Source organism: Candidatus Poriferisodalis sp., from assembly GCF_965204195.1.
Classification (GTDB): Bacteria; Actinomycetota; Acidimicrobiia; order Acidimicrobiales; family Poriferisodalaceae; genus Poriferisodalis.
On record NZ_OZ241975.1, the window covers coordinates 2,761,934 to 2,781,612 of the forward strand.

The following is a 19,679-nucleotide window of genomic DNA, read 5'->3' on the forward strand; positions in this document are numbered from 1 at the left end:
TGTATTTATATGTCGCTACGTTTCTGAAGCGCTAGCCGAGAATCGACGGCCGATCACCGCGGCGCTCGTTGCCTCTTCGCTGATTCGCTCCACTCACTCCCGCCTTGGCCTAGCCGGCGCCCACGCGACGCACGACAAGCCCAAAGTGCCACGGCATTACATGAGCAGCGCGACGGCAAAACAGGAGCGCTGTCGCGGAACTACGCTCGGCGCTCTCATGGAGGAGTTCCTCATCGACCGGGTGCCCCAGACGTGGACGGCGCCGTCTGGGTTTCCGAACTCCCTTAAGGCCGTCCAGTTGTTTGTCCAGCCGGGCCCGAATGGCCTCGAAGTAGCGGTCGCGACAGCCACCCGAAAGCCGACCGTGGCCGATCTGCGAGCCGCATGGGCGGCCCGACGGAACAAGCGGGCTGCACCGGTGCTGCTGGTCGCGTTCTACCCGTCGCCTGAGGATTCGGGCGGCGAGCGCGTGGCCCTGTGCGGGCCGACCGGCGACCACCCGGTGCCCCATCTCGATGTGGAGGTATCCCAAGCTGAGCGTCTAGCCGACGTCGCCCTCAGCGAGCCGAACCATCACGCAGCCACCCGCCTGCTGATGGCCGCCCTGCCGGAGCTGGACTCGCCGTTTCCCGGCCTCCAGAACTCGGGCCTGCTCGCAACCCAAGAACTCACCGCAGGTGTCCCGCTGCGCCCCGACTGGGCATCGGCCAGAGGCGATGCCGCACCACTGCTCGACAAGCGAGGCCGCCGGCTCATCGAGGGATTGGGCTACGAGATTGCGACGCTCGCCACAAACGCCTCGTTGCTGACGATCGCCGGTCGGCGCGAGGCCATCGCCGTGTTTTGCGACGACAGCGAGCCGTTCGAAGCGCCGTCTGACCGCTTCGAGGGCATGTCGCCTGTCTCGAGAGCACTGGCGCTGGCGGATCGAGAGAACGTCGACTGGGTGGTGCTCACCCGCGCATCGGAGATTCGCCTCTACTCGGCACGGCCCGGCGTCGGCGTGGGGCGCAAGGGACGGGCGGAAACGTTCGTAGAACTGAACCTGTCACTCCTCGCAGCCGAGCAGGCCGGCTACCTGCAGCTGCTGTTCTCGGCCGCTGCAATCGCCCGCGGCGGCTCACTGCATGAGATCCTCGACGACTCCGAGCGTTTTGCCGCCGATCTCGCCGTCCGACTGCGCGAACGGATCTATCACGAGACAGTTCCGGCGCTGGCTCGGGCTGTTGCCGCGCGGCTCGGCAACGACTCGCCCGCAGAGGGCATCAGCGAAACCATCCTCGACAGCGCTTACGAACAGGTCATGGTCATCTTGTTCCGGCTGCTGTTCGTGGCATACGCCGAGGACAAGGATCTGCTCCCCTACCGCAGCAACGGCCGCTATGCGGACCACTCGCTGTCGCGCATGGCGCAACGGCTCGCCGATGACGAGCACAACGGCAGGACTCATTTCGACGAGCGCGCCACCGACATGTGGGACGACGTGCGCAGCCTGTGGGATGCGGTGAACGAGGGAAACGCAGACTGGGGCGTGCCGACCTACAACGGCGGCCTGTTCTCCGAGGATCCGACGGTCAGCCCGACCGGCGCAGCAATCGCACGGCTGAGCCTCACCAACGCCGAGTTCGGTCCCGCTCTTGCGGCAGCGCTGGTCGACGACGGCCCTCAGGGGCTGGGTCCCGTCGACTTCCGATCGCTGTCAGTGCGGGAGTTCGGAACGATCTACGAGGGCCTGCTGGAATCGAAGCTGTCGGTTGCCCCTGACGACCTGACCGTCAAGAAAGTCAAGGGCGACCTGCAGTATGTGCCCGCCGGCGCGAAGGACGACGTGGTGGTGGAGGCCGGCGAGGTGTACTTCCACAACCGTTCCGGCGCCCGCAAGGCGACGGGTTCATACTTCACAAAGCCGTTCGCGGTAGAGCACCTGCTGGATCACGCGCTCGAACCGGCGCTCGACGACCACCTCGCCCGCCTCGACGCCCTGCGAGACGCCAACGACGACGCTGGAGTGGCATCGGCATTCTTCGACTTCCGGTGTGCTGACATCGCCATGGGCTCCGCTCACTTCTTGGTGGCGGCGGTCGACCGGATCGAGGCGCGCCTGTCGGCGTGGCTGTCGCTGCACCCGGTTCCGGCGATCACAGCGGAGCTGAACCGGCTGCGAGGCGTCGCCATGGGCCAGCTCGGCGACCTAGGCGATGGCATCGAGATCGAGACCGGTTCGCTGCTGCGTCGCCAGATCGCTCGACACTGCGTCTACGGCGTCGACAAGAACCGCGTTGCGGTCGAATTGGCGCGCCTCGCGATCTGGGTCCACACCTTCGTGCCCGGCCTCCCCCTGTCCTTCCTCGACCACAACCTCGTCCACGGCGACAGCCTCACTGGCGTCGGCAACCTCGATGAGGTGGTTGCTGCATTCAATCCCGACACCGACCTTGGGGTTCCCAGCCTGTTTCGAAGCCAACTCGTCGGCCTGCTGGAGAATGCTGAGGATGCGCTACAACGGCTGGCTCACACATCTGATGCTTCCAAGCACGAGATAGACGAAGCACGAGCTGCGCACGTCGACGCTCAAGACGCAGTGGCAGGCGCCCGGGCGGTCTTCGATGTCATTACAGCGCGCCGCGCCGAAGTGTGCGATATGCCGGAGAACTTCGACCCCACTGTCGTGGCCAAGCTGGCCGCCGACCCAGCGGTGCGCGACGAGATCACGCGGCTGATGCCCGTCCACTTCCCGGCGGCATTCCCTGAGGTGTTCCTGCGGGAGCACCCGGGCTTCGACTGCCTCATCGGCAACCCGCCTTGGGAAAAGGTGATGGTCGAACGCAAGATCTGGTGGGGTCGGTATCTGCCGGGCATTCGTTCGCTCCCTGAGGGCCAAATGAACGCGCGGATTGACCGATTCGCAGCCACTCGGCCGGAGCTTGTAGCAGCTTTCGAAGCGGAGATAGTTCGTACTGCTCAGGTTCGCTCAGTCATCCTGAATGGTCCTTATCCAGGAATCGGTCGCTCGCATCCTGACCTGTACAAGGCATTTGCTTGGCGAAACTGGCGCCTTTCGCGTTCGTTCTGCGGCCACGTCGGGCTAGTCCTTCCACGCACTGCCGTTTCCGACGCGGGTATGACGGCCTGGCGTCGCGAGATCGTCGGCACTGAAGTGGGGGGGGGGGGGGGTACCGCCGCGTCACGATCTCGACCCTCATCAATCACAAGGGGTGGGTGTTCGAGGACGTCCACAACTCCTACACGGTGGTGTTGGCAGCGCTCAAGCGCAGATCAGCGTCGCCACCTGCCTCAACACCAAGCAGTGGACATTCGACGATGTCGACGGCCGCTACACCATCGCCCTCGTCGCTGCTCGCAAGCGCAGCCCGAACGCCGAGCCGTGGGGGTGGCTTTGAGGCGGACACCGGCGAACCCTGTGTAGCCATCTACCCGGGCCCCGCGAACTCGCTGCAGCGATTCCATGAGGTAGTCGACGGAAAGCCAGAGTTGATCCCGACGACCGACTTTGGAAGTTGGTCAGACAATTGCGCGTTTCCGCAGCTGCCAAGCAGATCGTCGTTCCGCGTCTTCCTCAAGATGCGCAAGACACCATCGTTCGGCGATTCGGCCTTTCCCCGAAGAGGGGCGAGAGTAGAAATTGGACGCTCACCCCGAGCCGAGCCATCGACTGGTACAAGAACTCAACGCCACCAAAGACAAGTACCTGTTCAGACGGGACATCAACCCGGATGGCACGCACGTCTCGTTTGGGAGCTCGACGCAGGCAAAGACAAGTGGCTCTTCGCACGCGACGCCGGAGAGCGTGCAGTGAGCCAAGTGGGTACGTATTGGCCCGTCTACACCGGGAAGTCGTTCAACCTCTGGGAAGCCGATACCGGGGTGTACTCGGCATCAGTCGAACCTTCGGTTGCATGCGAGGCGCTTCAACGCAAGAGAGAGAATGGCCATCGCAACTCCAAGTCGGCGTTCTCAAGAATGCCGAGCGAATGGGTGTCCGATCCCTCCACGCTGCCATGTCTCGCCCCAAGAATTGCCATCAGGGACACGACAAACAGCACCAACACCCGAACCATCATCTGCGCGCTCGTACCCCAGGACGTCGTCATCACTCACCAGGCGCCGTATCTGCTTCGGATCTTGGGTACGGCGCGGGACGAGGCTCTGCTGCTGGGTGTTCTCTCGTCCATGATCTTGGATTGGTATGCGCGCCGTGTAGTTGAGTTACACCTGACAGCGAGCCACCTCAACAACTTTCCGGTACCGAACCCGGGCGAGGGACATCCGGTGCGGGATCGGGTGGTGGAGATTGCGGGACGGCTGGCTGCTGTCGATGACCGGTTCGCGGAGTGGGCCGCCGAGGTCGGGGTACCCGTCGGCTCAGCGAACGACGAGGCGACCAAGCAGGACCTGATCCACGAACTCGACGCGTGCGTGGCCCACCTGTACGGCCTCGATGAGGACGATCTCGAGGTCATCTACACCACGTTCGATGAGAAGCGGCCCGACCGCTACTTGGACCGGCTCGCGGCGGTCATCGAACACTTCAGGAGGTTGGCATGACGGCTCCCCAAGCCGAAGAGATCATCGGCTGCATCGACGGCACGTTCGTGCGCGTCGTCGCCGATGGCGATGAGGTCCACCTGCATTTCGACGGCGGCATCTCCCGACTGTCGTATTCGGGTGCAGCGCTGCTCGCAGCCGCATTGGACCCCGAAGCTCCGACACCGGCACCGACACAGCCGCCTGCGAAACCGCCAAACCAGCCGCCTCCGGGCGCGTCGCGCCTGATGGGCGCCGGCGTCAATCCGTCAGTGGGCGACCTCATCGCTGAGGGGTATCTCGACGAGGGCGCAACGCTCACGTTGACCTACCGCGGTCACGAATTCACCGCGACGGTGACCGCAGCCGGCGAGATCGAGCACAACGGCGAGCTCTACGGCAGCCTCTCCGCGGCCGCCAAGGCTGCGACCGGCGCTATCGCCATGAATGGGTGGGCTGTCTGGCACGCCGGCGACGAAGGACCGATCGGACACCTGCGATGGTGGCTGCAGGCCGACCACTTTCCCGGAGAAGGCCACCGCTACGCCGAGTCGAGCGCCAAAGAGATGCAGATGGTCGCACGGTGGTGGGTCGACCACACGCTGTCGAAGGGACTCGACCCGGGCATTCCTGACGAAGTCGAGATCGCGGCGCTGCTGGACGGCAACGGCTACGCCAAGAGCACCTTGGAGTCGTACCGACGCCATCTCCGCAACTGGTTCGCGCTCTACGGCAAGAATGCCGCCCCCAGCGACGGCAGCGAGCCTGGCGACGACTCACACGCTGGGATGCTGTGAGCGACGCCTCGGGTCAATCCGCAACGGCTGCAATGCCGAGCAAGCCCGAGCTGGCGGTCAACCGTGACGGCCAGACCGTGGCCCAGGCGCTCAACGGGTTCATCACTCACGCCGCTACCGGCTTCGTGGGCGGTGCCGCGGTGGACATTGCTACCGCCTATTTCAATGTCGGCGGGTACTCCCTACTGGCTGACGCACTCGACCATGCATCCGGCGTCCGGCTGCTGCTGGGCGCCGAGCCGCAGCCGCCGGAGAACCGCCGACGAGCACTGCACTCCGAGCCGGCTCACCCAGCACGGGCGGCTCGCGCCCGGATGCACGGCGCGCTGGCGGAACAGGAACAGCTCCTCCGGTTCGAACGCGACCACTTGGGCTTCAGCCGCCAGTCCCACGCAGCGGCACGCCGCCTCACCGATTGGCTGGCATCGCCGAGCGTGGAGGTGCGACGTCTGGAGGGCCGATTCCTGCACGGCAAGGCCTTCGTGGTGGGCGACCGATCGCACGGCGTCGTGGCCGGGTCGTCCAACTTCACCTACGCCGGGCTGGCATCCAATCTGGAGCTCAACCTCGGCAACTACGCACCGCACGTGGTGACACAGGTGCAGGAGTGGTTCGACGAGCTGTGGGATCAAGCGGCCCCGTACGATCTCGCCGGCCTGTTCGAGGCCAGGTTCGAGCCGCACTCGCCGCAGCTCGTGTACCTGCGGATGCTGTGGGAGCGCTACGGCGACGAACTGCAGGCCGAAGCCGATGCCGAGGGCGCCCCGCAGATCCACCTCACCTCATTCCAAGCAGACGGGCTGTGGCGGGCGCGCCGCATCCTCGATGAGCGGGACGGCGTGCTGGTGGCCGACGAGGTTGGTCTCGGCAAGACGTTCCTCGCCGGCGAGCTGATCCGCGAAGCCGCCCTGGAGCGGCGCCAGAAGGTGCTGGTGATCACGCCCGCCACGCTGCGGGACGGCCCGTGGCGTGCCTTCCGAGCCGAACACAACCTGCCGATGGAGCTGGTGTCGTTCGAGGAGTTGATGGGTGACTCGCGCCTCAACCCCGAGCACGCCACCGGCATCAAGCTCGACCAGCTCGACGTCAACGACTACGCGATGGTGGTGATCGACGAGGCGCACAATCTGCGCAATCCGTCCACTCAGCGGGCACAGGCGCTGCGACGGCTGCTCGCCGGATCGCCGCCGAAACAACTGGTCATGCTGACCGCGACGCCGGTGAACAACAGCCTGTGGGACTTGTACAACCTGCTGGGCTACTTCCTGCGCAACGACGCGGAGTTCGCTGACGCCGGCATCGGCTCGCTGCGTGACCACTTCGCCAACGCCGTTGCGCTCAACCCCGACGACCTGACCCCTGAGCATCTCTTCGAGGTGCTCGACGCCGTAGCCGTGCGCCGCACCCGTTCGTTCGTGAAGCGCTTCTACCCCAACGACATCGTGCGCATCGGCGGACACGACACGCCGATCGTCTTTCCGACCCCCCGGGTCCGCAAGGTGAGCTACGACCTCGACGCGGTTCTACCCGGATTCTTCGACCGGTTCGCCGCAGCGCTCGATGCCGACCCTGTCGTCAGCACTGGGGAATCTGACGTTGCCGAGGCCGATGATCCGGCAAGCGCTGGGCGCACGCCGGCTGACGAACCCGCCGAGACAGGCGCCCTCACACTGGCGCGCTATGCGCCGTCGCGCTACCGGCTTGACCACGCGATCGACACCTACGAGTTGCAGCTCACCGGGCTGTTGCGCTCGGGCCTGTTGAAGCGCTTCGAATCGTCGCCCCACGCCTTCGCAGAAACGTGCGAGCGCATGGCAAACAGCCACGACGCGTTCCTGTCGCTGCTCGAGGGAGGCCGGGTGGGCACCGGGGACGTGCTGGCCGACTGGATCGCCGCCGACACCGATGATCTCGACGACAAGCAGCTCGACGCCTTCTTGGACCACCTGGTCCACGTCACCGACGATGCCGCAGAATTCGACATCGGGCGGCTGCGCCAAGACACCGAGCGTGATCGTGACTTGCTGCGCGACTTCGCGGCCGAGGCACGCACCGTGACACAGGAGCTCGACCCGAACCTGGCTGCCCTCACCGACGAGCTTGCCGCTATCGCCGCTGATGCACGTGCCCATGGCATCGGTGCCGAAGACACCCGCGACCGGCACAAGGTGCTGATCTTCAGCTACTACGCCGACACCGTCGACTGGATCGTCGAGCACCTCGAAACGGTGTCGCACACCGACGCGCGGCTCGCTGCCTACCGGGGGCGCATCGCTTCGGTAGCAGGCAGCTCGGGCTCTGCCGACAAGGAATCGGTGCTGTGGGGATTCGCCCCGCGCACCACCGATGCGCCCGAGGGCCACGACGACGACCTGTACGACATCGTGGTGGCAACCGACGTGCTGGCCGAAGGCGTGAACCTGCAGCAGGCGTGCCACATCGTCAACTACGACCTTCCATGGAATCCGATGCGCCTCGTTCAGCGTCACGGGCGCATCGACCGCATCGGCTCGCGCCACGCCGTGGTGTTTCTGCGCTGCGTCTTTCCGGACAGCCGGCTGGATGACCTGCTCGGGCTCTCCGAACGTCTGCACCGCAAGATCGCTCAGGCAGCGGCCAGTGTGGGAGTCGGCGAGATACTTCCCGATCAAGGCAAGCATCACGAGCTCAACTTCACCGAGACACGGGAGGAGATAGAACGCATCCGCCGCGAGGACGCAACCATGTTCGAGCGGGGCGGAACCGCGAAGGGCGTCTTGTCGGGTGAGGAGTTTCGCCAAGAGTTGCGCCAGGCGATGGAGGACGCGGACCTCGCCGAACGCATCGCCTCGCTGCCGTGGGGCTCCGGATCGGGAATGGCAGCCCGCTCCAGAGACGGGCGAGCCGGCTACGTCTTCTGTGCCCGCGTCGGCGATCACCCGGCGCCCCTGTTCCGATTCGTCGGCCGAGATGGGTCGTCTCCGGGTGAGGTCGTGGACGAGTCGTTGGCCTGCCTCGACCTCGCCCGCCCGCCGGACGGCTTCGAGACCCCGCGCACGTTGGACGACTCCGACGTCGAAGGTGCATTCGAGGCTTGGACGGTCGCCCAGGACGACATTGTCGCCAAGTGGAACGTCATGTCCGACAAGGCGAACCTCGAGCCACGGATTTCGCCCCGGCTGGCTCGCGCCGCACAGGTGGTGCGTGACCACTCTCCACCGGAGATGACACAAGACGACATCGACCGCGCCGTCGACACGCTCACTGCTCCCTACCCGGAGCGAACCATCCGAACGCTCGCCGCAGCACTCAAGAGCTCGGCGAACCCGGCCGAGCAGGCCGTCGAGATCATCAGGGTGATCGACGCGCTCGGTCTGCAGCCCTACGAGCCGCCCGCGCCATTGCCCGAGATCACCCCCGACGACGTCTACTGCGTCACCTGGCTGGGCCTCGTGTGAGCAGCTAGCTGCGCTGCAGGTAGTCGGGGTCGCGACGGCTGGCGAACCAGTCGATCTCATCTGCGAGCGCCGGGTGCGCATCGAGATCGCCGTCGGCCGCAATGAGTTCGGTGGCTGCGTCGCGAGCCGCCTGAACCCACTTCAGGTCTCGGGCGAGCGATGCCAGCTTCAGATCGCTTCGCCCGGATTGCCGCTCGTCGAACAGCGTGCCCTCGCCGCGCAGTTCAAGGTCAACTTCGGCCAGCTTGAACCCGTCGCTTGATTCCGAGAGTGCTGTCAGCCGCTGCACAGCGGTGGGAGTCGGATCATCGTCGCTGACGAGATAACACGACGATGCATGGCTGCCCCGACCCACCCGGCCCCGTAGCTGGTGCAACTGCGCGATACCGAAACGGTCAGCAGACAGCACGACCATCACCGTGGCATTCGGAATGTCGATGCCGACCTCGATAACGGTGGTCGCCACCAGTGCATCGAGCTTCCCGTCCCGGAACCGGCCCATCGTGGAATCCTTTTCGACCGAGGGCAGCCGCCCGTGCAATAGCCCGACCCGCAGGCCCGCCAGCGGTCCGGCCTCCAGTTCTCCGTGCATCTGCTCGGCCGAGCGTGCATCGAGGCTCTCGCTCTCGGTGATCAGCGGGCACACCACGTACGCCTGGCGACCGGACTCGATCTCGCCGCGCACTCTGGACCACATCACGTCGGTCTCCAAGGGACCGCGCACCCACTGCGTCTCGATAGGCGTACGGCCCGGCGGCAGCTCATCGAGTACCGAGACATCGAGATCGCCGTACACCGTCATCGCCGCCGTGCGAGGTATGGGTGTCGCGGTCATCACCAGCAGATGGGGAATACGACGGTCATCGCGCCCGCTCTCGCGCAGCCGCGCACGCTGTGACACGCCAAAGCGGTGCTGCTCGTCCACTACGACGACACTGAGCGATTTGAAGCTCACGGACTCTTCGAGCAAGGCATGCGTGCCCACGACGATGTCCGCAGCGCCGGCTGCGACCTGCACGAGCGCTTCGCGGCGCTGCGTGGCGGAGCTCGACCCGCTGAGCAGGCACAGTCGCAGCGGCCGCTTGCCGCCGAGCCGCGCCTCGTCGGGTATATCCAGTCCGGCGAGCAGGTCGCGCAGCGCGAAGTAGTGCTGTTCGGCCAGCACCTCTGTGGGCGCCATGAGCGCGCCTTGGTGGCCGTTCTGGACAGCCACCAGCAACGCGTGCAGCGCCACCAGCGTCTTGCCCGAGCCGACATCGCCTTGCAGCAGTCGATGCATCGGTCGTTGCGTGCTCACGTCGGCGTCGATGTCGGCCGTCACACGCTGCTGTGCCCCAGTCAGCGTGTAGGGAAGGCGTCGATGGAGTTCCTCGACGAGGTTGCCGACCCCTTCGTGCGCGATGCCGAGTTCATGGGCTTCGCGCGCCAAGCGCTGATTTCTCAGCACGAGTTGCACCCGCAGCAGCTCGTCGAACACCAGCCGGTCGCGGGCTGCCGACCGGTCGGCCATCGACGGCGGTTCGTGGATGTCGACCAGCGCTTGTGCGCGGCCGACCAATTCCAGCTGGCCAAGCAGCCAGTCCGGCACCGGATCGGCGATGCCTCGGGCTGAACAGCGCCGTTGCGCTTCGGCAACCCAGTTCGCGACATCCCACGTCACGATGCCGGCGGTCTCCGACTGCGCGTAGATCGCCACGATCTTGCCGGTGCGATCAGCTGTCGAGCCGTCACCCAGCACGTCGACCACGGGATTGGTCATCTGCTTGCGGCCCCGGTAGTTCTCCACCTTGCCGAACAGCGCCACCGTCCGTCCCTCGGTGAGCTGGCGCTCACGCCAAGCCTGATTGAAGAACACCGCGCTCAGCACGCCGCTGGCATCGGCCACGTCGACGCTCACCAATCGCCGGCCTCCGCGCAGGCGACGGCTCGACACCGAATGCACATCGGCCACCACGGTGATCTCCGATCCGATAGCGGCCTCGCTGATCGGCGCCTGGGCCGTGCGATCGACGTAGCGGCGGGGATAGTACGTGAGCAGATCGAACACAGACTCGACGCCGACACCGGCCAATGACTTGCGGCGATGCGGGCCGACACCGTTGAGCCGATCGACGCTGATCGCATCGAGCTCCCGCAGCGTCAGCGGGCCCTTCGTCGCCGAGCCCGAAGCATCAGACCCGACGGTGGCACCGGAGACCTGCGCCCCAGGCGTTTCCGATGCAGCGGTGCCAGGGGGACGGCCCTGGGCGGGCTGGCTGGGTTGGGGTGGGCTCATTCGATGCCGAAGATGTACGGGTAGTGGTCCTGGCCGCCGACGTGCCGCTCGATCTCGACGTCGGGCCAGTGCTCGGCGAGCCACGCCGTCACTTCGGCGGTCTCGGCGGCTTGGGCGCCGGCTCCTTCGATGAGCGTGAGGATCTCGTGGGTTGGGGTGAGCATGTTCTCGAGCAGCCCGATAGCCGCCGCTGCCGCGGTGTCGCCGGCAGCGGAGATGCCCCCGTCGTCGAGGCCAATCCACTGCCCGACGGCGACATCGCCTGTCGGTGCGGTCGTGTCACGCACTGCCTGGGTCACTTCTCCTGCCGACACCGCATCCGCGGCGTCGCCCATCGAGGCGGCGTTGGCGTCAGCGCTCGCGTCGGGGTCGTACCCGATGAGGGCTGCGAGGCCCGCGGGCACCGAGGTCGTCGCGACGACCGTCACTGTCTTGTCGGCGTGATCGCCCGCTTGCCGGGCCACCGGAACGATGTTGGAGTTGTTGGGCATTACCACGACCTGCTGTGAAGGCGCGGACTCGATGGCCGCAAGGAGTTCAGCCGTCGAGGGATTCATGGTCTGGCCGCCGGTGACGAGCTCGTGACAGCCCAGCGCAGCGAACAGCTCATCGAGGCCCGCCGCGGGCGAGACCGCGACCACCGCACATCCCACGAGCGGTCGCTGCGCAGGCTCGTCCGAAGCCCCGTCCGCCGCACCTAGGTGCGCATCGGGCTGGCCTGCGTGCTGCGCACCATGCGCACCGTGGCCTCCGAGGCCGGCGACCTGCTCGTGGAGATCGGTGATCTGGATGCGATGCGGCCGTCCCACATCGATGCCTGCCTCGATGACAGGGCCGATGTCGTCGGTGTGGATATGGCAGTTCCACAGCCCGTCGCCGCCGACCATCACGATCGAGTCGCCCAGCGAGTCCCAGGCCATCTTGAAGTTGTCGATGTTCTCGTCGGGCGCCGCGAGCAGGAACATCACCTCGTATCGAGTGCCAGACGGATCGTGCACGTCATGGCCGCCGCCTTCGTCACCGTCGAGGTGGCTGTGCAACTCGGCACGCTGCTCCGCGACCGGATCCGCAGCGACTCCCTGCAGACTCGCACCCGCGTTCCCGTGCGCGATCACCTCGGCCACCTCGGCCGGCAGGTCCACGGCGTCGGGCAGCGGGCGCCCGTCCACGACGCTCAGCAAGGCGTCGAGCAGCAGCAGGTAGCCCGCGGCGCCGGCATCGACCACTCCGGCGTCGGCCAGCACCGGCAGCTGCTGCGGGGTTGCCTCCAACGCCGCCTGCCCCGCCTGCTTGGCGCGCTCCAGCACGATGGCCAGCGCCCTGTCATCGTCGGCCCCCAGCGTGTGCAGTGCGCGCTCGGCAGCCTGCGCCGAAGCACGCGCAACGCTCAGGATCGTCCCCTCCACCGGTCGCATGACCGCGCTGTCGGCCGCAGTGCTTGCGGCCACCAGGCCTCTGGCCAGCATCTCGGCGTCGATGGGCGGTTCCGCATCGGGATGATCGTCACTCGGGGCCAGCGTCGAGGCCAGCCCCCGCAGGAGCTGACTCACGATGACGCCGCTGTTGCCGCGTGCGCCCATGAGCGCGCCATGGGAGATCGCCCGGCAGATGTCCCCCCTGCCGGCGCCGGACTGGAGCAATTCCTCGCTGACCGCCGCGAGCGTCAAGGCCATGTTGGTGCCGGTGTCGCCATCGGGCACGGGATAGACGTTGAGGCGGTCGATCGTGACCCGATGCTGGTTCAGCGCGGACTGATAGCGCCGCATGACCTCGGCCAGTGCTTCGCTGTCCAGGCAGGGCAGAACCCCCACGTCAATCTGAGCGTTGCGGTCGCTCATGACTGCCGAAGCTACAACGCGCCCGCGGCGACCGGTTGGTAGCGTTCCGGGGACTGCGCGGGCCGCCACGGCGGCCCTGCAGAATCCCAGCCACTGGAGGCGCATGTGCAAGGCGTCATCAAGTCGTACGACCCGGCATCGCGAGTCGGGATCGTGACTGACGACGTCACGCGCGCCGAGCACGAACTGGCCCCGAATGCCTTGGAGGGATCCATCTTCCGGATGGTGCGGCAGGGCCAGCGAGTGATCTACGACCTGGACGAACGGGGGCTCGCCACACGGCTGCGTCTCGGCTCGGAAGTGGACCTGGGAACACCTGAATGGATCACCGCCGGGGGGGAGACAGCGTGATCTGAGGCCGGGGCAGACGCGCCGGCCGAAGAGCGAGATACCAGTCTCAATTCGTGCGCGAGCGCGAGACTCGGACCCGGAGGACAATTTGCCTGCGACCACTCACCGCCAGCTGATCGATTGGGTCGATCATTGGGCCGGCGTGCTGCGACCCGATGCGGTCCACTGGTGCGACGGCTCACAAGCGGAATACGAGCAGCTCTGCAGCCAGATGGTGGAATCGGGGACTCTCATCCCGCTTGATTCCGACGCGCGCCCCAACAGCTACCTCGCCCGGTCCGATCCGGGCGATGTCGCCCGCGTCGAAGACCGCACGTTCATCTGCACCGAGCGCGAGCTCGACGCTGGCCCCAACAACAACTGGCGTGCACCTGAAGAGATGCGCGAGGAACTGCTGAAGCTGTTCGACGGCTCGATGCGCGGGCGGACGATGTACGTGGTGCCGTTCTCGATGGGTCCGCTGGGCAGCCACATTGCGCACATCGGGGTCCAGCTCACCGACTCGCCCTATGTGGCGGCCTCCATGCGGATCATGACCCGCATGGGTCAGGCGGCGCTCGAGGTGCTCGGCGACGGTCCCTTCGTGCCGTGCGTTCACTCGCTCGGTGCGCCGCTGGAGGCGGGCCAAGCCGATGTGCCGTGGCCGTGCGATGCCGACCGCAAATACATCGTCCACTTCCCCGAGACACGCGAGATCTGGTCGTACGGATCCGGCTACGGCGGCAACGCGCTGCTGGGCAAGAAGTGCTTCGCCCTGCGGATCGCGTCGACGATGGCCCGAGACCAGGGCTGGCTGGCCGAGCACATGCTGATCGTGGGCGTGACGCCTCCCGACGGCGAGACGGTCTACGTGGCGGCTGCGTTCCCGTCCGCCTGCGGCAAGACGAACATGGCGATGATGATCCCGACGCTGCCCGGCTGGAAGGTGCGCACCATCGGCGACGACATCGCGTGGATGAAGTTCGGAGACGACGGTCGCCTGCACGCCATCAATCCCGAGGCCGGCATCTTCGGCGTGGCACCCGGCACCGGCGACGACACCAATCCGAACGCGCTCGGCACGATGTGGGGCAACTGCATGTTCACCAACGTGGCGCAGACGCCCGACGGCGACGTCTGGTGGGAAGGTCTCACGCCGGAGCCTCCCGAGGGCATCATCGACTGGCGCGGCAACGAGTGGTCGGCCTCGGGCGGCACGCCCGCTGCACACCCCAATGCCCGCTTCACGGCTCCCGCCGAGCAATGCCCCTCGATTGCACCCGAGTGGGAGGACCCCGCCGGCGTGCCGATCTCGGCGATCCTGTTCGGCGGCCGGCGAGCAACCACGGTTCCCTTGGTGGCGGAGGCGTTCGACTGGGAGCACGGCGTGTTCCTGGGCTCGCAGATGTCGTCGGAGAAGACTGCTGCCGCTGCAGGGGCGATCGGCGAAGTGCGGCGAGACCCGTTCGCGATGCTGCCCTTCTGCGGCTACAACTTCGGCGACTATTTCCAGCACTGGCTCGACATCGGTGACATGCCGGGCACCCAGCTGCCGAAGCTGTTCTACGTGAACTGGTTCCGCAAGGATGCCGACGGCAACTTCATCTGGCCGGGTTTCGGCGACAACGCCCGGGTGCTGAAGTGGGTGGTGGAGCGCGTTGCCGGCCACGGTGAGGCCGTGCCGACCGCGATCGGCCTGGTGCCGCCGCCCGAGGCGCTCGACACCAGTGGCCTCGACCTGACCGATGCAGAGATCGAAACGCTGCTCGGTGTCGATGAAGACGATTGGCGCGCTGAGATCGACATGATCGAGGCGCACTACCGCAACCTGGGCGAGCGTTTGCCCCCGCAGATGCGTCACCAGCTCGACCTGCTGGAAGAGCGACTCGGGCTCTGAGCGGCTGCGCTGAACGGCGCGCCCGCTGCGGGCGCAGAAGGATCGTCAGCTGCCCAGGAACATGGCTCGGATAGCGAGCCCCATGATGAACAGCGCGCCGAGGCCGAACAACTCGTAGCGGCGGTGTTCCAGCTGCTGGCGGTAGGCATAGACGAAGAGGACCGCGACCGCGCAGCAGACCCCGTAGAAGACGTGGAATGCCGGGGCATCGACCGCGGCAGCCCGCATCAGGACAACGCCCGCAGTGAGCTGCACGAACACCAACACCCATGCGCCACTCAAGAACCACCACAGGCTGCGGTGGCGCAGCGTCTCCCAGCGCCTCGCCCCCAGCGCCCACAGCCCGGCCGCGCCGTTCGACAACACCATCGCCCAGCCGAGTGCAGTGTGGACCGTCGCCCAGACCTCAGCGCTCACTGAGGCAGCGACTGTGTCTAGTCATCTCGCCGCTGAGGCGACGAGATGTGCTGCGTGAACAGGTGGATGAACATCAGCAGGTTCTGGGCGTCTCCGTGGCCATTGGCAAGGTTCAGCTCGCCGGGACGGCGTGCCTCGGTGTCGCTGAGCTTCATGACGTCGAGCGCGCGCAGCAGCCCCACCGGGGCCCCGGCCGACACCAGCTCGCCGATGTCGCGCACGATGTGACGGCCCCGAAGCCCCTGAGACTGGATGAGGCTGCGCAGCAGCAGGCGGGCCAGCGCGCACGCGCTCGCCGGAGACACGTCGGCCACGGCGACAGCTTCGGCATACAGCGGCACGAGCTTGCGATCGAGCCCCGGCGGTGCGTCGCCCGGCTCTCGGCTCTCCTGCTCGCCGGCGCTGGCCGATCCCGCAGCGTCGGCTTCATCTGAGAATGCGCTCAAGGCAGGGCCTTCTCGTTGCGTCACCTGCTATTTCCCGCTCTTGTTCCCAGTCCTCATGCGATTGGGCTCACGGGCCGCTCGGGCCACGGCTTCGCCATTCGGCTCAGCCTCTCAGGCGACGGCACCGGTGTCGCGCAGCTTTGCGATGTCGTCGGGGTCGTAACCGGCAATGGCCAGCACGTCGTCGGGGTACACATCGCCGCAGGTCACAGCGATATTTGCCCCGCAGTTACCCAACCGCTACCCACAAGGGCCGTTGCTAGCCCCCCACGGGCACCACAGCGGCCCCACAGCCGCAGCGCAGCAGCACCCGACACGCCCGCCCCAGTCATGGCCCCCGAAGCTAGACGCGCCCCGCAGCCTCCGCAGCCCCGCACGTGTGCATGTAAGGCCCCCCCCCCCCCACGACTCCCCCCAGCGGCAGCCCGCTGGCCGGTGCCATCACCACAGCCGGGGGGCTGGCGGGGCCGGATTGATAGGAGGGGTGACCCCCCCCGCCGGTACCCGTGGGCCATTCCCGCCCCGCCGGTGCCATCACCACACACAACAGCAGCGCGACGGTGCCCCCCGGAAATCACAACCGGGAGGCACCGTCACAACCAACAGGGGAGCGCCCTAGCCGAATGTGGCAAGGTCGCTCGCGGGCGTTAGTCAGTCTTGCCGAGCGCGGCGCTGGGGCTACGGCGACGACACCAACTGCCGTAAACCGGCATACACACGGCGACTGTGACCACCATGCCAATCGTCGCCTGCCATTTCCCCAACGGCTCCGCCAACACCATCCACGCGAGCACGGCGACCAACATCGCAGCGTAGGCCAAGAACTCTCGAACGTCGCGGGGCCTCGTGTTCCATGTCCATGGCTTCGAGGCCGTCGGCTTGCGATTCTCAGTCATACGTTTCCCCTCAGGTTGCATCGTATCTCTCAACAGGTATGGGGCAGCCGTTGGCAGTCCCAGCGCTGCTGAATGTTGCGGTACTGGGCGCGAGTGATGCGGCCCGATTGGACGTCCCGCTGTGCTTGGAGAACATCGCCAATGTTCAGCTTCGGCTGCACGGGCGTCGTGTCCGGCGTCGCGTCCGGCGTCGCGTCGGGCGTACTCGTTGGTGTCCCGCTCGGCTCGCTCGGCGGCGAGCTCCGCAGCCGCCAGCCGTGCGGCGACCTGGCTGCGCTGGGCGCGGCTCAGGCGCCGCTCCCGGGCGATGGCCAGACGGGTCCCCAGGTCGGTCGCCTCCGCGGCGAACTCCTGCAGCTCGTCCGCGGCGTCGTTGGCCTCAGCGAAGGTCTCCCGCAGCGCGTCCATCGCCCGGCCGTGGCCGGCGGCGCGGGCGTGCTCGGCCTCGACCTCGATCTCCTTGGCCAGCGACGTCGCCCGCTCACGGCCGATGCCCAGGTCCCGCGCCAACGCTCGCACGCTCGCCCCGTTGGCGAGCATCGCAGCCGCCCGGCGCTTCACCTCGGCAGGATTCTGGGAGGCTGCGGCGCTCATGGCCACCCACAGTACGAGACCGACGGCCGGCCAACGGGCCATAACCGGCACCGACACGGCCCCACGGCGGCCCGAGCATGGCAGCAGGCAGACCGGCGGGGCAGGCGCCCAGCGGCGGCGGTCCTAGCTCCGGGCCGGGAACATGAAGCGCCGCAGCGCTAGCCGGCGGCCTCGCGGCCCCGCCGCCACAGCGCTCTCAGCCCGACGAAAATGAGTATCCCCGTCACTCCGTACGTCCAACGTATGGCGGTGTCGATCAGGTCCCTACGTCCTAGGACTATCTCGACGGTCACGTACAGCGGCAAGGCGATGCCCAGCCCGAACAGCACGAGCCAGGCGATGCCCAGCCCGAGCCGCAGCGCTAGCCGGCGGCCTCGCGGCCCCGCCGCCACAGCGCTCTCAGCCCGATGAAAATGAGTATCCCCGTTAGTGCGTACGTCCCACGTGTGACGACGTCGATCAGGTCCGTACGTCCTAGGACTATGCCGAGCAGCAGCGCAGCGCCGCCGAAGCCCAGCCCGAACAGCACGAGCCAGGCGATGCCCAGCCCAAGCTGCGAACGAAATCGCCGCCAACGGGTCGGGCTCTGTTGGGCGGGGCTCGCCGGCGCCTCGGGGCTGCTCATGGTGTCAGTGTAGTTCGCTGCGCTCATCTGCCGTCTCGGGCTCAGTGATAGGTGATGCGGTGCACGCCGTTTACGATCCTGAAGCACATACGCAACGCTGGGTGCCATGCGTGACACTGCGTATGAGGGTTGAACGGTGGTGTCGTGGTCGGCGGCTTGGTTTCGCTGTTCGCGTTGCTGTCGTCGTCGCCGCTGTCGTCGCTGTCGTCGCTGTCGTCGTCGCTGCTGTCGTCGTCGCTGGCGTCGTCGTCGCTGCTGTCGTCGTCGCTGGCGTCGTCGTCGCTGCTGTCGTCGTCGGGATCTGGCACCGGCGCCTTCTCTGCCCCATAGGCGCACACGCCGGAAAGTAAGGCGCTTACCGCGTGGCGGTTACCCTTCTTGAGGCTCTTGCCCTTCGTGGCCTTCACGAGGATGGCCTCGACTGCGATATAGCACGCCACACCCCCGCCTCCGGCGGCGGCGGCGGTCCGGCCTTCCTCGCCGATGTCGGACCACAGGGTCTGCAGGTCGTCGAGTGTGTAGACCTCGATGTCGAGGTTGCTCTGCTCGAGCACTGGGTTGAGCAGTTCGAACAGTTTCGACGTCTCGACGGGGTCGGTTCCGAATTCGTCCCAGTCGATGTCCAGGTCCTCGACTTCGTCCTTCACCGCCTCGATAGCGGCTTTGAGGGCGGCTTTGCTGCCCTGTTTGACCAGGTGCCCAATGCGCGTGAAGATGCTGTCGACGGGGTCGTTCTTGCGGCAGTCCTCCGAGCCGTGGCGGCCTTGCTCGGTCTGGCCGGCGGGGCAGTGCGAGTTGTCGTGCCGGTGGCAGTCGCTGTCGGTGGTGCCGCTGCCGAGGGGGTGCTTGTGGCGCTGCCAGACCTCCATGGGGGCTTGGTACGGGGTGCACGGCTTGACGGTGTAGGTGGGCTGCTGTGTCGGCTGCTGTGTGGGCTGGTTGGGGGGGTCGGGGTCCGGATCGGGGTCGGGGTCCGGATCGGGGTCGGGGTCCGGATCGGGGTCGGGGTCCGGATCGGGGTCGGGGTCGGGGTCGGGGTCGGGGGCTTTCTTGGGCGGCGCTGTGGTGGTGGTGGGGGGGGTGGGCTGGGCGATGACGCCGCGCACGTCGCAGTTCGTGGATGCTGAGCCTTGCGGTTCCTGTTGGGGTGCTTGGGCGGCTTGGGGTTCGGGGCCTTCCGCGTCGGGGTTGCGCACGACCCTGTCGGGCCGCGCTGTTTGCAGCGGCTGGTCGGGCAGGCAGTCCTTGGGCGGCAGCTTCACCTTGTGCGTGTGGGGTACCGGCACGTTGGTGCAGTGATTGATCGGCGGGTCGACGATGCAGCGGCGCACGGTCTTGGTGTGCGCGTCGGCGGGTTCTGCGCTGACGAGCGGCACGACCGCGAGCACAGCCGCGAACGTGAGCAACGCGCACAGCGCGGCCCATAGACGTTTGGACATGGTGGTTCCCTCCTGATCGGGAGTCGTGGTTGATCGCTCAATCCACCGCGCCAGCCGAGCGGAGGGAACCATGAACACAGCACCCGGTCTGCCCGGCTGGCGGCCCGGAGAGGGCACGCGATGGATTGAGCGGGCGGCATCTT

Annotated in this window: 14 protein-coding genes; 6 read left to right on the forward strand and 8 right to left on the reverse strand. The window is 66.9% G+C overall.

Annotated elements, in window-relative coordinates; translation table 11 throughout:
- Positions 1 to 217 precede the first annotated feature (217 nt).
- The 4 genes from ACOGI8_RS12370 (at position 218) to ACOGI8_RS12385 (ending at position 8,779) form a co-directional block, all read left to right on the forward strand.
- A complete protein-coding gene (locus ACOGI8_RS12370) occupies positions 218 to 3,427 on the forward strand; it encodes an Eco57I restriction-modification methylase domain-containing protein (protein WP_419854103.1) in 3,210 nt (1,069 codons plus the stop codon).
- A 386-nt stretch (positions 3,428 to 3,813) separates the two neighbouring features.
- Positions 3,814 to 4,566: a hypothetical protein gene (locus ACOGI8_RS12375; RefSeq protein WP_419854104.1), complete on the forward strand. Its 753-nt coding sequence runs from the start codon at positions 3,814 to 3,816 to the stop codon at positions 4,564 to 4,566.
- On the forward strand, positions 4,563 to 5,342 hold the full coding sequence (locus ACOGI8_RS12380) for a hypothetical protein (protein WP_419854105.1): 780 nt from the start codon (positions 4,563 to 4,565) through the stop codon (positions 5,340 to 5,342). Before ACOGI8_RS12375 ends, ACOGI8_RS12380 begins: the two co-directional genes overlap by 4 nt.
- Positions 5,339 to 8,779 (forward strand): helicase-related protein, encoded by a 3,441-nt coding sequence (locus ACOGI8_RS12385; RefSeq protein ID WP_419854106.1) that lies wholly within the window; start codon positions 5,339 to 5,341, stop codon positions 8,777 to 8,779. The genes ACOGI8_RS12380 and ACOGI8_RS12385 overlap by 4 nt, the downstream gene beginning before the upstream one ends.
- Positions 8,780 to 8,783: 4 nt before the next feature.
- Here ACOGI8_RS12385 and recG read toward each other — a convergent pair whose 3' ends face one another.
- Complete coding sequence (recG, locus tag ACOGI8_RS12390) at positions 8,784 to 11,054, reverse strand: ATP-dependent DNA helicase RecG (RefSeq protein WP_419854107.1); 2,271 nt, start codon at positions 11,052 to 11,054, stop codon at positions 8,784 to 8,786.
- Complete coding sequence (locus tag ACOGI8_RS12395; RefSeq protein ID WP_419854108.1) at positions 11,051 to 12,892, reverse strand: DAK2 domain-containing protein; 1,842 nt, start codon at positions 12,890 to 12,892, stop codon at positions 11,051 to 11,053. Before ACOGI8_RS12395 ends, recG begins: the two co-directional genes overlap by 4 nt.
- 153 nt (positions 12,893 to 13,045) lie before the next feature.
- On the opposite strand from ACOGI8_RS12395, the gene ACOGI8_RS12400 reads away from it, so the two are divergent.
- Together ACOGI8_RS12400 and ACOGI8_RS12405 are read left to right on the forward strand one after the other, a co-directional pair.
- The gene (locus ACOGI8_RS12400) at positions 13,046 to 13,243 is read left to right on the forward strand and encodes a hypothetical protein (RefSeq protein WP_323672712.1); all 198 of its coding nucleotides are present in this window, start codon (positions 13,046 to 13,048) and stop codon (positions 13,241 to 13,243) included.
- Between the two features lie 49 nt (positions 13,244 to 13,292).
- Complete coding sequence (locus tag ACOGI8_RS12405) at positions 13,293 to 15,119, forward strand: phosphoenolpyruvate carboxykinase (GTP) (RefSeq protein WP_419856406.1); 1,827 nt, start codon at positions 13,293 to 13,295, stop codon at positions 15,117 to 15,119.
- Positions 15,120 to 15,164: 45 nt separating this feature from the next.
- Here ACOGI8_RS12405 and ACOGI8_RS12410 read toward each other — a convergent pair whose 3' ends face one another.
- The 6 genes from ACOGI8_RS12410 to ACOGI8_RS12435 all read right to left on the reverse strand — a co-directional run bounded on the left by ACOGI8_RS12410 (position 15,165) and on the right by ACOGI8_RS12435 (position 19,536).
- The gene (locus tag ACOGI8_RS12410; RefSeq protein WP_419854109.1) at positions 15,165 to 15,536 is read right to left on the reverse strand and encodes a hypothetical protein; all 372 of its coding nucleotides are present in this window, start codon (positions 15,534 to 15,536) and stop codon (positions 15,165 to 15,167) included.
- Positions 15,537 to 15,553: 17 nt separating this feature from the next.
- Positions 15,554 to 15,982: a hypothetical protein gene (locus ACOGI8_RS12415; RefSeq protein ID WP_419854110.1), complete on the reverse strand. Its 429-nt coding sequence runs from the start codon at positions 15,980 to 15,982 to the stop codon at positions 15,554 to 15,556.
- Between the two features lie 647 nt (positions 15,983 to 16,629).
- Positions 16,630 to 17,472, reverse strand: a complete 843-nt coding sequence (locus ACOGI8_RS12420; RefSeq protein ID WP_419854111.1) for a hypothetical protein — start codon at positions 17,470 to 17,472, stop codon at positions 16,630 to 16,632.
- 158 nt (positions 17,473 to 17,630) lie between these two features.
- The gene (locus ACOGI8_RS12425; protein ID WP_419854112.1) at positions 17,631 to 17,864 is read right to left on the reverse strand and encodes a hypothetical protein; all 234 of its coding nucleotides are present in this window, start codon (positions 17,862 to 17,864) and stop codon (positions 17,631 to 17,633) included.
- A complete protein-coding gene (locus tag ACOGI8_RS12430) occupies positions 17,834 to 18,097 on the reverse strand; it encodes a hypothetical protein (protein WP_419854113.1) in 264 nt (87 codons plus the stop codon). The genes ACOGI8_RS12425 and ACOGI8_RS12430 overlap by 31 nt, the downstream gene beginning before the upstream one ends.
- Before the next feature lie 41 nt (positions 18,098 to 18,138).
- Complete coding sequence (locus ACOGI8_RS12435) at positions 18,139 to 19,536, reverse strand: hypothetical protein (RefSeq protein ID WP_419854114.1); 1,398 nt, start codon at positions 19,534 to 19,536, stop codon at positions 18,139 to 18,141.
- Between the last annotated feature and the right edge of the window lie 143 nt (positions 19,537 to 19,679).

What these genes read in the sequence shown, in the direction of transcription:
- ACOGI8_RS12380 (WP_419854105.1), top strand. Translation starts at nt 4,563, where the DNA reads ATGACGGCTCCCCAAGCCGAAGAGATCATCGGCTGCATCGACGGCACG.
- ACOGI8_RS12370 (WP_419854103.1), top strand. Translation starts at nt 218, where the DNA reads ATGGAGGAGTTCCTCATCGACCGGGTGCCCCAGACGTGGACGGCGCCG.
- ACOGI8_RS12430 (WP_419854113.1), bottom strand. Translation starts at nt 18,097, where the DNA reads ATGAGCAGCCCCGAGGCGCCGGCGAGCCCCGCCCAACAGAGCCCGACC.
- ACOGI8_RS12395 (WP_419854108.1), bottom strand. Translation starts at nt 12,892, where the DNA reads ATGAGCGACCGCAACGCTCAGATTGACGTGGGGGTTCTGCCCTGCCTG.
- ACOGI8_RS12435 (WP_419854114.1), bottom strand. Translation starts at nt 19,536, where the DNA reads ATGTCCAAACGTCTATGGGCCGCGCTGTGCGCGTTGCTCACGTTCGCG.
- ACOGI8_RS12420 (WP_419854111.1), bottom strand. Translation starts at nt 17,472, where the DNA reads ATGAGCGCCGCAGCCTCCCAGAATCCTGCCGAGGTGAAGCGCCGGGCG.
- recG (WP_419854107.1), bottom strand. Translation starts at nt 11,054, where the DNA reads ATGAGCCCACCCCAACCCAGCCAGCCCGCCCAGGGCCGTCCCCCTGGC.